11 protein-coding genes are annotated in these 12,031 nt (G+C 39.7%); 9 read left to right on the top strand and 2 right to left on the bottom strand.

Going from position 1 to position 12,031, the window contains the following annotated elements; all coding sequences use genetic code 11:
- The first annotated feature begins 230 nt into the window (after positions 1–230).
- The 4 genes from CLV31_RS20925 to CLV31_RS22315 all read left to right on the top strand — a co-directional run bounded on the left by CLV31_RS20925 (position 231) and on the right by CLV31_RS22315 (position 6,795).
- On the top strand, positions 231–470 hold the full coding sequence (locus CLV31_RS20925) for a hypothetical protein (RefSeq protein ID WP_111395042.1): 240 nt from the start codon (positions 231–233) through the stop codon (positions 468–470).
- Complete coding sequence (locus CLV31_RS20920; RefSeq protein WP_111395041.1) at positions 467–5,404, top strand: PKD domain-containing protein; 4,938 nt, start codon at positions 467–469, stop codon at positions 5,402–5,404. Before CLV31_RS20925 ends, CLV31_RS20920 begins: the two co-directional genes overlap by 4 nt.
- Positions 5,401–6,423: a PorP/SprF family type IX secretion system membrane protein gene (locus tag CLV31_RS20915; protein WP_111395040.1), complete on the top strand. Its 1,023-nt coding sequence runs from the start codon at positions 5,401–5,403 to the stop codon at positions 6,421–6,423. Before CLV31_RS20920 ends, CLV31_RS20915 begins: the two co-directional genes overlap by 4 nt.
- Before the next feature lie 63 nt (positions 6,424–6,486).
- Complete coding sequence (locus CLV31_RS22315) at positions 6,487–6,795, top strand: DUF4391 domain-containing protein (RefSeq protein ID WP_111395039.1); 309 nt, start codon at positions 6,487–6,489, stop codon at positions 6,793–6,795.
- An 18-nt stretch (positions 6,796–6,813) separates the two neighbouring features.
- On the opposite strand, the gene CLV31_RS20905 is transcribed toward CLV31_RS22315, so the two are convergent.
- A complete protein-coding gene (locus CLV31_RS20905) occupies positions 6,814–7,335 on the bottom strand; it encodes a hypothetical protein (protein ID WP_111395038.1) in 522 nt (173 codons plus the stop codon).
- Between the two features lie 159 nt (positions 7,336–7,494).
- Positions 7,495–8,184: a hypothetical protein gene (locus tag CLV31_RS20900; protein WP_146250952.1), complete on the bottom strand. Its 690-nt coding sequence runs from the start codon at positions 8,182–8,184 to the stop codon at positions 7,495–7,497.
- 453 nt (positions 8,185–8,637) lie between these two features.
- Between CLV31_RS20900 and CLV31_RS20895 the strand changes: the two genes are divergently transcribed.
- From CLV31_RS20895 to CLV31_RS20875, 5 genes are all read left to right on the top strand, one after another.
- Positions 8,638–8,850, top strand: coding sequence for a helix-turn-helix domain-containing protein (locus CLV31_RS20895; protein ID WP_111395036.1), 213 nt, complete (start codon positions 8,638–8,640; stop codon positions 8,848–8,850).
- Positions 8,847–9,167: a HipA N-terminal domain-containing protein gene (locus CLV31_RS20890; RefSeq protein WP_111395035.1), complete on the top strand. Its 321-nt coding sequence runs from the start codon at positions 8,847–8,849 to the stop codon at positions 9,165–9,167. Before CLV31_RS20895 ends, CLV31_RS20890 begins: the two co-directional genes overlap by 4 nt.
- A 3-nt stretch (positions 9,168–9,170) precedes the next feature.
- Complete coding sequence (locus CLV31_RS20885) at positions 9,171–10,196, top strand: type II toxin-antitoxin system HipA family toxin (protein WP_111395034.1); 1,026 nt, start codon at positions 9,171–9,173, stop codon at positions 10,194–10,196.
- 132 nt (positions 10,197–10,328) lie between these two features.
- Entirely contained in the window at positions 10,329–10,784 is a 456-nt protein-coding gene (locus CLV31_RS20880) for a helix-turn-helix transcriptional regulator (RefSeq protein WP_111395033.1), read from the top strand.
- Positions 10,781–11,446 carry a nucleotidyl transferase AbiEii/AbiGii toxin family protein gene (locus CLV31_RS20875; protein WP_111395032.1) on the top strand — a complete coding sequence of 222 codons (666 nt, stop codon included), beginning with the start codon at positions 10,781–10,783 and terminating at the stop codon, positions 11,444–11,446. Before CLV31_RS20880 ends, CLV31_RS20875 begins: the two co-directional genes overlap by 4 nt.
- Positions 11,447–12,031 lie beyond the last annotated feature (585 nt).

Below are 12,031 nucleotides of genomic sequence, written 5' to 3'. Positions count from 1 at the left end.
AAAACTCAGTTAAAAATATAGGAATATGCGGAAAGTAAAAACCAGTCTTAGTAATTCTATATAAACGGTATCAAAAACCAATTTAACTATGAACTGCAAAAATCAAGGTTGAAACTACCCATAATTGAAAATCAACGACAATTAGTGGCAAAGTTCGCTTCCTAAAAAGGATAAGTTGGAGATGCTTGTTTTTTCTACTACCTTCCAACTATAATCACTTTAAGGAATTAATGAAGCTTTTTGATAATGCCATTTTTGAGGCTCTTAAAAATTCGTATGGAAAGTTTTTTCGAAAAGAAGAATTAGAATCTTTTCCAAGGGTAAAGAAATACCTGTTTGGCGAGCGACTTATAATTAAACGGGTACCTGATTATTTGCCCAAGGCTAACATAAAGTCAATCAGTTTTCAACATGATTTTGAAAACGTGGGAGCTCAAACAATAAGCTTTTTAAATCCATTTTTCGCATGAGAAATTTTTCACTGCCAAAAATTGCCATCCTTGCGCTATTCTTAACATTCATTGTTGGGATAACCATTGGTTCTTTTCAAGGATTTGCACCTTCTCTCCAGGCGATTCTTTATTCTCAAAATGAAGCTCCCACAGCTGATTTTACATTTTCACCAAATAATGTCTGTGCGAATGAGCCGATAAAATTCACTAACACATCTACTGGCACGGACTTAACCTATAGCTGGAATTTTGGTGATGGATCACCAATCTCTAACTTGAAAGATCCAACTCACACATTCAACGCAGTAGGGGGAGGAACAAAGACATTTACTGTAACTCTGACCGTGACAGAAAATGGAATTTCGGCAAATACTTCCAAACAAGTTCAAATTAAGGAAACACCTGATTTAAAAGTTGGCAGTGATCAAAACTCAAAAGACTTTGAAGGCCTACCCTATTTTGTTTCTTGTACCAATCAAGACACTGAATTTCTATTCCTTAACCAGTCAACCACTAAATCAACAAATAAAAAATACACTATTGACTGGGGAGATGGGAGTCCATTATTCATAAGTACCGAATGGGCTTCCGAAAAACATTTTTACAAAAGAGGGATCTATCAAGTAACCTACACGATAGAAAGTGCAAATGGGTGTTCGGTTACCAGAAAATTTGGGGTTTTTGTTGGCTCAAATCCTGCTGTGGGACTGGCAACCCCAGGAAACACAAATATCTGCACAGGTGAGCCTCTCACATTTACAGTTACAGGTACAGAAAATAATCCGGTAGGAACGATTTATAAAGTGTCATTTTCTGATGGGACTCCTGATCAGGTGTTCACTCATCCACCTCCTGCGACTGTGACCCATATTTATGAAAAAACTTCATGTGGAGCATTATCCAATTCAACATTCAAAAACTACTTTGCTGTTAAAATCCTTGCTACAAATCCATGTGAATCTTCAGTAGCGCAAGTTGAGCCTATTTATGTGACTGAACCTGTAGAACCTGAAATCAAGGTACCTCAAGCACCTGTATGCGTGGATCAGCCTACGATAATTGAAAACATTTCTGATTTGTTTGTTGACGCTTCAAATAGTGGGTCTTGTTCAGATACGGGCAAGTTTGTTTGGGAAATTTCACCTGCCACTGGATGGACGCTTGCTTCCAATGCATTGGGAGATAGACCAATTGCTACAAATCCCAACACTTGGAGCTCTGGATCAAAAATAATAAATCCCGTTTTTCAAACCCCTGGAACTTACACTATCAAACTAATTACAGGAAATAAATGTGGCTTAGAGGAGACGACAAAAACCATTTGCGTCATCCCTAAACCCATATCCTCCTTCACCTTAGAAAAAACCGAAGTCTGTGGTCCAGCCACTATCAAGGCTACAAACACTTCAAATATCTTGGGAGCCTGTGGATCAACTAATACCAACACATTTACATGGAGCGTTGCATATACAAAGGGAACCTGTGGCACTACCTCTGACTGGGAATTTGCAGGAGGCTCTAACAAAAACTCAGAGAGCCCAAGCTTCCTTTTTAAAAATCCAGGCATTTACACCATCCGGCTTACAATTGCCGCAAGCTGTGGTTCCGTATTTAAGGAAGAAAAAATTACTGTAACCGCGCCTCCAACAGTAAGTATTAACAGCATTCCGAACAGCTGCGGGCCTGCAACTATAACTCCAAAAGCAACCGTGGGAGTTTGTGATTCTGGTACTCCAACCTACAAATGGACCTTTGAAGGAGGTGTTCCTGCAACTTCTTCAAGCTTAGATCCAGGCCCAGTTACATTCTCTACTCCAGGACCCAAAAAAATCACCTTAGAAGTCATCTCTTCCTGCGGATCAACTACCACAGAGAAAATTTTTACAATAAATGAGCTTCCAGTAGCCAATGCTGGACCTGATGCCGAAATATGTAATGGAGAAGAAATCAAATTAACAGGAATTGCATCAGGAGGGACAGGGCCATACACCTACCAGTGGACCAGTACACCTACCTCTACTATCACAGGGGCAAATACAGCCACACCAACAGTAAAGCCCAATCAAACTACAGTATATAAACTGACGGTAAGAGATCAAGCGACCAATTGTATTTCTACTGATGAGGTAGAGATAAAGGTAATTCCCGCTCCAATCATCCAGTTCGATATTCCAAATCAGGAAATTTGTTCTGGAGAAACCACCAAAGCGGTAAATCTCACAACAATTCCTTCCGGAGAGACCTTTACTTGGACTTCAGCAGCCAATGGAGCTGTGGGAGTTACCCCAAGCGGAACTGTTCAAATCCCTGCCGAAACCCTCACCAATACAACTGGAAAGCCAATTGATGTGGTATATACCGCTCTAATTTCCAATTCTTCACAGGGTAATTGCACAGTTGTCCCTGCCAAATATATCATTAGGGTCAATCCTGCTCCAGTATACACTAATGAAAATCTGTCGATTTGCAGCGATCAATCATTTGATTTCAAACCCGCAAACAATATAACTGGATCAACTTTTACCTGGACTGTAGCTGCACCTTCTGGAATCAGCGGGGCAAGTAATTCAATTCAGGCCGCGACTTCCATCAAACAACAACTTCAAAACACTACAAATGCTCCACTGGATATCATTTATACAATTACGCCGTTTCTTGGATCTTGCTCTGGAAATTCATTTGAACTCAAGGTAACCGTTCAACCTGCTCCATCCATAATTTTCTCAGAATCCGATCAAACGCTTTGTACTGGTGGTACCTCAAAAATGGTTGTATTTACCTCGGACGTGGCTGGAGCGAGTTTCTCCTGGGCTGTTAATCCAAAAGGGGTTGCTGGGGTGTTAGCATCAGGCACAGGAAATCAACTACCCGCGCAAACCTTAACTAATCCGACCAATCAGCCGATCACTCTTGAATTTCAGGTGAGCGTCAGTACCAGCTCAGGCGGTACTTGCTCAGGAGTACCAAAGACATACCGAATCACTGTTAATCCTTCGATTACTATTACCGATGAGGTTTCAAATTTCAATGGATTTGGTATTAGCTGTTCAGGGGCGAATGATGGGTTCATCAAACTCAACCCATCCGGAGGAAATGGAATTTTCATTTATTCCTGGACTGGGCCTGCCGGTTTCAATTCAAGCTCAAAAGATTTATCTAATCTCAATCCCGGTACCTATCAAGTCAGTATTTCAGACCAGTTTGGTTGTTCTATTTCGAAAACCTATCAAATAACCGAACCACTACCTGTTGTAGCCAATGTGATATCAACCAAGAATATCCTCTGTGCAGGAGACGAGTCGGGAGCAATTGATATTTCGGTTTCTGGAGGAACAAGTTCCCTGCCTTACAAATTTGAATGGAAGAGAAATGGAAATCCAATTCCAGCCAACTCACAAAATTTATCCGGGATTCCAGCTGGCACTTACGAGGTAAAAATCAGCGATGCAAATGGTTGCTTTAAAATTCTTTCTGGAATTCAATTAACGGAACCTGCTGCGGCATTAGTTATCAATTATAAAAAAACAGACATCAGTTGCTATGGAGCGAATGATGGCGCCCTTGATTTGGATGTAAGTGGTGGGCAGCCTCCCTATACTATCTCTTGGTCATTTGGCTCAAGTCAAAGCTCTTTCAACAATCTGGGGCCGGGAGATTATACCTTGACGGTCGCAGACCAAAGCGGCTGTACACGAACTCAAACCATTACCATAGTTGATGCTCCCCTTTTCGAGACAACTCCTGAAGTAAAACAAATTTCCTGTTTTGGAAAAAAAGATGGCTCGATTAAACTTAACCTTAAAGGAGGGGTGGGAAAAACTACCATCCGATGGGATCACGGAGCCGAGCTTGAAAACCTGTTCAATCTGAGTTCAGGATTTTATGGGGTTACCGTTAGAGATGAAACAGACTGCATAATCCGAAGTGAATTCAATATTGTTGAGCCTGCACTTCTTCAGATCGAACCAAAAGTAACGGACGCTCTGGATTGCATAAATACTCAAAGCGGGGAAATCAGCTTAGGAATAACTGGTGGAACGCCCCCCTATTCTATTCTGTGGAGCAATGGAAGTACAAATGATGTTTTAACAGGGATAACTTCAGGGCAATATGCTGTGACTGTTAATGATGCTTCCGGATGTTCCATCAACCAGTCTTTTGAAATCAAAAGACCTCCAACGTTGAGCATCGTAGGTTTCAGATCAACCAATGTTCAGTGCAATCCAAGGTCGATTGAGGAAAAGGTTCAAATAACAGTTACTGGAGGTGTGGCGCCTTACACTATTAAATGGTCTGGAGGGAACATATCGCCAGACGGAAAAACAATGATTACCGACTCCCCGGGATTATATGAAGTGGTGGTAACTGATGGAAAGGGCTGTATTAAAAAAGAATCATTCGAAGTGGAAAGCCTTGAGGTAATCCCTAAGGCCGAAATCGAATCTGCGGCTTTTGAGCAATACAATTCCTACCTGGTGAATTTCGAAATTCAATTCTGGAATAAGTCATTTGGCCAAATCACCTCCTATTTCTGGGATTTTGGAGACGGTTCTGAAAGCTTTGAAGAAAATCCAAAACATACTTACACCGCTGAAGGTGAATACGAAGTAACTCTGAAAGTCACAGATATTTTTGGTTGCGCTTCCGAGGTCAAAAAGAAAATCTCTGTATTCGATTATTACCTGGTTGTGCCCAATGTATTTACTCCCAACGGAGATGGGATCAATGATTACTTCTTCCCCAAGTTCATCAATATTGAATCACTTGAGTTTTGGGTACTCAATAAATGGGGAGAAACTGTTTTCTACACCGATGATCTCAACTCCCAGGGATGGAACGGCAAAATTAACCAAGCTGTAGGATTGCCCGGTAACTATGTTTACAAATTGAAATTCAAAACGCTGGACGGAAGAACCCAAACCCAGACTGACCTCTTTTTACTACTCAAATGAAAAACCTTGTTGGAACAATCGCGGTCATTCTTTGGGTCGTCACTCAAGCTGGTGCTCAGGATTTCCATTATTCGCAGTTTTATGCAGCCCCCCTATATTTGAATCCTGCGCTTACGGGAAGCACAGAGCTTTCCAGAGTTGGATTGAATTACAGAAAACAATGGCCTGGATTGGATCATGACTTCAATGCGTATTCCGCTTACTTTGATCACTACAGTTTTGATCTGAGAAGCGGGATAGGCCTTGCTGTAAACAGTTTTCAGGAAACGAACATGAAGGTAAATACCACGGATGTATCTGCGTTTTACTCTTATAACCTTCAAATTGCAGAATCATGGAATTTTAGGATTGGCACCGAGGCCTCTTTGGTGAGAAGAAGTGCTGATTTGGACAATTTGGTTTTTGGAGATCAAGTAGACCTATTCAATCGAAGCATAAATTCTGGGACCATAGATAATGTGCCGGATTTTGATCCCTATTCCTATTTGGACATTGGATTTGGAGCCTTGCTGAACAATGAAAATTTCTGGCTCGGTTCTTCCTTTCATCATGTGAATCAACCGGGCATCAGCTTTTATCCGGATGACGAATTAGGTTACTTGCCGGTCAAATGGAGTGTTCATGGCGGTTGGAATATTCCATTGGGAGCCAATCAATACTTCGGATCGAAGTTTGACAACATGGCATCTGCCATGGCCAATTTCAAGAAACAAGGCCCTTTCCAACAGTTTGACGTTGGAACTCAGCTCCTTTATAAATCACTGATAACCGGCCTCAGCTACAGAGGAATCCCCGGGATGAGAGGCTTACCCAATCAGGATTCGATCATCTTTTTGGTCGGATTAAAATTGGAAACAGGAATGGTTATAGGTTATAGCTATGATTTTATGGTGTCAAACATCGGTACTCAAACCAAAGGTGCCCATGAAATATCGATTCGATACCAATTCTTTATGGGAGATCCCAAGTACAGAAATCAGAGAAGTAGATTGTTGAAGTGCTTTGATTTTATGATGTGATTTCAGCTAAAGATCAAAGGCATTGAGGATTTTGCATTGATTTCATTTTTGATCGTGAAGTAAATGGTCTGGTACAGCCAACTACCCAAGCCAACCCTGGTCAACAAAGTAATCCCCAAAAATGCCTTTGATCATTACTGTTCTGGCCAACAGAAAAGGCTTATTACCGATAAGATTGAAAAGATCAGGTGGACTCATGAGCTGGCATGGGAAACCACCAACTTGCCCTCACAAGAGGTGAAAGAAATACAGTGCTTTGAGATTGAGCTTCGGCAAGAAGAAGGAACTGAAGAAGCTCTTCGAATAATCGATTGGGCAATTCCCTTCCAGACATTCGTAACCACACAAAAAGTGAAATGGCTCCACCGATAGCGGAGAAGCCATTTTAAATTACTTTTCGAAATCCTTGACTTTCGTCATATAATACAATAGCAAATGCTCGACCGAATCGAGTTTGACTAACTTTTGACTCACGTGAAAGAATATCCCCGGATATATCTTCGGAAAAGCATTTGAGTAAAGGAGCTCTTCATTTTTCACCAAAGCCCTGTGGCGCGGCTTTATCAATAAGAATCTCCCTTCGTCTTTTCTCTGAAGTATTAATGATCCTGTCACAGGCATTTCGAAGCCTAAAACAGACTCATGAATGACTCTACACGGAGAATTGATTTTGGAATCCATACTGATAAGAATCCCAAATAACTCTTTACTCAATTCATGATTATCCATTTCCAACTCCCTACTCAAACCTTCAAAGATTTCCCATTTGCTTTTGCCTCTTCTTAGCGAAATCTTGCTTTTGATGAGGTTTTCAACAAGCTGAAATCGAGGATCCTCCGGTTCAAAATAATTGTAAAGGATAACACCCAGCTGAGCAATTTCTTCGTAGAGCTCATACCACTTAAATTTCATGAAGCATTTTTTTATGTTTTGACTATTGGAAAGGACTTTCCTGACCAAAACATAGGGGGGTATACTTCACCATAGGGGCATAGCCTCGGGGGGTAGAAAAAAAATTTTAGATTTTTTTTCTACCGAATTCACTACTAAAAGTGTATTTTAAGTTGAATCTCATACAATTTCAATTCTTTTTGACAGTTCAAACTGCTCATAAACCTCGAAATCTAATTCACTGGGATTAAGAAACATTAGATCAGAAAATCCCTCTATTTTTTCAAAGCCAATTTCACTCAAGTGGTTCATTAGTTTTTGTTCCGACAACGCTTCATCATATTTCCTGATTGGATGCTTTTCAATTTCATAATTAACCTCTGGATACCTTAAAATCTCACTTTCCAAAACTGGTTTAATCATAATTACAAATAGACTTATACCCCGTTGGAATTGATCAATCAAATCTAAAATTGCTTTTAGCATGATTTTTTGGCCTCTAAATTCGGGTTTAAGCCAATATTCATATATGTAGATGAAATTAGTTTCACCATACCCCAAATCCTTCCATCTGTTTTTAAGCGATTTATGGTACTCATATCCGTTTGTTATCTTGAAACCATAAGTAGCATAGAAATCGGAATCTTCATCAAAAACATCAAAGACTGTATATTTTTCATCAAGAATTATATGATCTGTAAAAACCCTGTCAAAAACTATTTCTCCTATTTTCTCTGATTCATCCGGTGCTTCTTCACTGAAATCCTTAAAAAGTAGATTCGTAGTGACTGGGTTGATATACTTGCTCACACCTTCCATAGTTGAAGGGGAATCAAATTGATAATTAAAGTGTAGTTGTCCTTTTCGCATGACCATATTTGTTTTAGATACAGCATAAAAATAGAAATAAATCAGAATTATATAAAATAAAAATTCACAAATTTAAAATAATATATTGAAAATAGATATTTTTACAAATAATTATCTGATTTTAATATATTTCAAATTCACATCCTCTGTAACTTTTCCCATGCCAAAATCTTTAAATTCTTATCAACAGAGTACTGATTTTTTCCTTACACCATGTACTAAATGATAACCTGTTTAAGCATTATATACTTTTACACACATTGAACTTACTCGTAAACAATGTCCATAGAATGATTAAGGGAACCATTAATCACCGAACAGATTAAAAATCAAATTTTAATGTGAAAACCAACAACTCCTATAATTCCATTTTTACTATTTATCACATTATAATGTGATTTATATTTGATTTCAAATATTTCAAGATTAGATTAGCATAAAATTCACATTATAATGACAATTGAGGAAATCGGAACTGTTATTCGGGAACGGAGAAAGCTACTTGGAATAACCCAGCCTGACTTGGCAGAGATGGCTCAGGTTAGTATCAACACGCTCTACAAGCTGGAAAGGGGTGAGTTTAACCCCTCGGTGAAAATCCTTAACCAACTGGCAGAAGTCTTGGGGTTGGAGCTCAGTCTTGGTCTTAAAAAAACTGACCGATGAGAAAGGCAGCGGTCTTACGAAATGGGGAGCAAGTTGGACTTTTGATCAAAGAAAGCCCAAAACGGTATCGATTCGTCTATGACGTGGCTTGGCTTAGTGATCCTTCCAAGCCCTCGATCAGCCTTACCCTTCCCAAGGTTCAAAAGGAATTTGTTTCAGAATATTTATTCCCGTTCTTCTTCAATATGCTTTCAGAAGGTGTAAACCTGAAACTTCAAGCCAGAAGGCTACAGATTGATGAAAACGACTTTTTCTCCCTGTTACTCCAAACTTCCACTACCGACACCATCGGGGCTGTCACGCTAAAAGAACTCTAATCCATGGAATTAAAACTGAACTCTTGCCCGATTACCCTTGTCAAAGGATTTGACCAATACAGCCCTTTAGGACTACGGCAACTTTTCGGTGGACGCAAGACTTCCTGTTTTCTTCCATACGAAAGTCACCAGCCTACCAACGAATCCGAAATGGAAGAGATGCTGGAAAACAGAAAACGAATCTCTATTTCCGGAGCCCAGGAAAAGCTTTCTGCGATTTGGGGTAAAGGATCGGTTAGGCTGACCAAAGAAGGAGAAAAAGGAACCTACATCCTTAAACCGATTCCCCGAGACATGGATCGGATCGAAATGGTCCCCGCTAATGAACATCTGACCATGCAGATTGCAAAGCAAGTCTATGGTTTGAAAACAGCAGAAAATGGCTTGATCTTTTTTAGAAATGGGGAACCTGCTTATCTGACCAAGCGATTTGACATTGATTTACAAACCGGCAAAAAGCTTGGCGTCGAAGACTTCGCAACACTTGCAGGCAAAACCAAGGAAACTGATGGAGAAGAATTCAAGTACAATTCCAGCTACGAAGCGATTGCCGATTTGATCAAGAAGTACGTAGTAGCATATCCGGTGGCTTTGGAAGAATTCTACAAACAGGTCGTTTTCAATTTCCTGTTTTCTAACGGAGACGCACATTTGAAGAATTTCAGTCTACTGGAAACTGTCCAAGGGGACTATGTCCTCAGCCCAGCGTATGATTTGATCAATACGCGGCTACATATCAAGGATCCTGAGTTAGCGCTGAAAGATGGCTTGTTTAAAGATGACTACTACACCACAAGTTTCGAAGCCAATGGCTTCTTGGCCTATGATGATTTTTGGGAATTTGGTTTGAAAATTGGCCTGATTAAGTCCAGACTCGCCAAAATTTTGAATGAATTCCGCACCCCAAAATCGGAAGTTAGAGATTTGACCGAAAGGAGCTATCTGGACGAAACCTGCAAGAAACTTTACTTTGACACGTATCAGACCAGGCTAAAGGCATTGAATAATTCCTTTTCGAAGTTGATTTGAGTACTGGAAAAAATTTAAAGTGTAGACTGGCTCTAAGTGTAAAACACAAACCTCTGATTTACAGGACTTCAATTAAAGACTTCTTTAGATAGAAAACATTTTCATATAAACATTTTTGTTTATTTTTGTTCAATGAATCCAATCATACAGCAAATCAAAGGTATCCATCCAGGACTTTACCTTGAGCGAGAACTCAAAAAACGCGGCATAGCTAAAGGGCCATTTGCTTTGTCTATTGGTGAATACCCTCAGACCCTTAGTGCAATTACAAACGGGAAAAGAGGAATGAATCCTTCTTTAGCCATTAGGATTGAGGAGGCCTTGGGTATGGAGGAAGGTACGCTAATGGTTTTACAAGCATTTCATGACATCAAGCTTGAGAAAGCAAAAATGCATTCTAAGCAAACCCCAGATTTGAGCAAACTCAGGCCTGCACTTTTCTGGGACACCGATATCACCAAGATTGATTGGATAAAGAACCAGAGATTTGTCATAGAACGGATTGAAGAGCGAGGTAATGAAATAGAGAAGGCTGAAATCAAAAGATTCTATGACCAAAGACTTTTGACAAAATCCGATCTCCTGTGAGCTCCGGTCTATATTGGAATACCGTAATCGGAATCTTGAAGGAGAGTTTATTCCTACTATTATCAAATCCTCAATTTGCCGAATTCCGACTTGTAGGTGGAACATCTTTGAGTTTGCAAATTGGTCATCGACTCTCTGTTGACATTGACTTATTCTCAGATCTTCCATACGGAACCATTGACTTCGAACAAATTTATCAATTTCTAAACCGGAATTTCCCTTACGTTTCTCCTCCTACCAAAGCACCTATTGGATTCGGAAAATCCTATTTGATAGGAAAGGATCCGGTCAACAGCATCAAGCTTGATGTATACCATACGGAGCCCTTTCTTGAAAACTCAATCGAAATAGAAGGAATAAGACTGGCAAGTATCGGGGAGATTGCTGCAATGAAAATGGACGTCATTCAAAGAGGAGGCAGAAAAAAGGACTTCTGGGATATTCATGAATTATTATGTAAGTATTCCTTAGAGCAACTGATTGAACTTCATCAAAAGAAATATCCCTATATCCATGATAAAGAGCTATTGTTTCAGAATTTCAATGAATTCTCACGAGCAGATGATGAACCGGATCCCATTTGCTTGAGAGGAAAATACTGGGAATTAATTAAGTTAGACCTTATAGAAGCCAAGGAGGATTTCCAAAAAAACAATAATTGAAAAAACTTTTAAATTTCATCACTCCACCTTTAGAACCGAGGGTTCGAATCCCCTCGCTTACCGTTCATCACAATTTTCGGTAAAAAAAACGGGTAAGAAAAATCGAGACCTATCGCCAATATCCACTCTCAAAATGCTGTTTATCAAGCAAATAAGGCCAATTATTCGAATCCCTCCTCCTCTGCAAAATAAAGGCTGAAGAAATTCAGCCTTTTTTTGTTGGAGTCGTCCGGTTTCCCCTGCTATCAGGCCCCTCACTAAATCTGTCCACAGGAAAGATTTTTACACTTCGGCCTCTGAATCTCACCTAAACAAACCCTTGTAAATCATTAATTTTCAAGGGTGCTTTTTAAATCCTAGTTACACAAAAGAGATCTGCCTCGATGGGATTACTAATAAAATCTTGTATCTGACTCAACTCAAAGAATTTTTCAACCCCAAACTCACTTTTACTTCTCCAAACACTTTGCTTAAGCCTTGGGATTTATTCGGATCAGTCTTACTATCTGGGGAGGTTAAAATTTTAGCCATAGATATTTGAGAGTCTAAAAAGGAAGAATTCAATATTTGAAACTCCTCTAAACT

It is taken from the genome of Algoriphagus aquaeductus (genome assembly GCF_003253485.1).
Classification (GTDB): Bacteria; Bacteroidota; Bacteroidia; order Cytophagales; family Cyclobacteriaceae; genus Algoriphagus; species Algoriphagus aquaeductus.
Note: the sequence above shows the minus strand (reverse complement) of the source record. Positions and strands in the feature narration are given on the sequence as shown.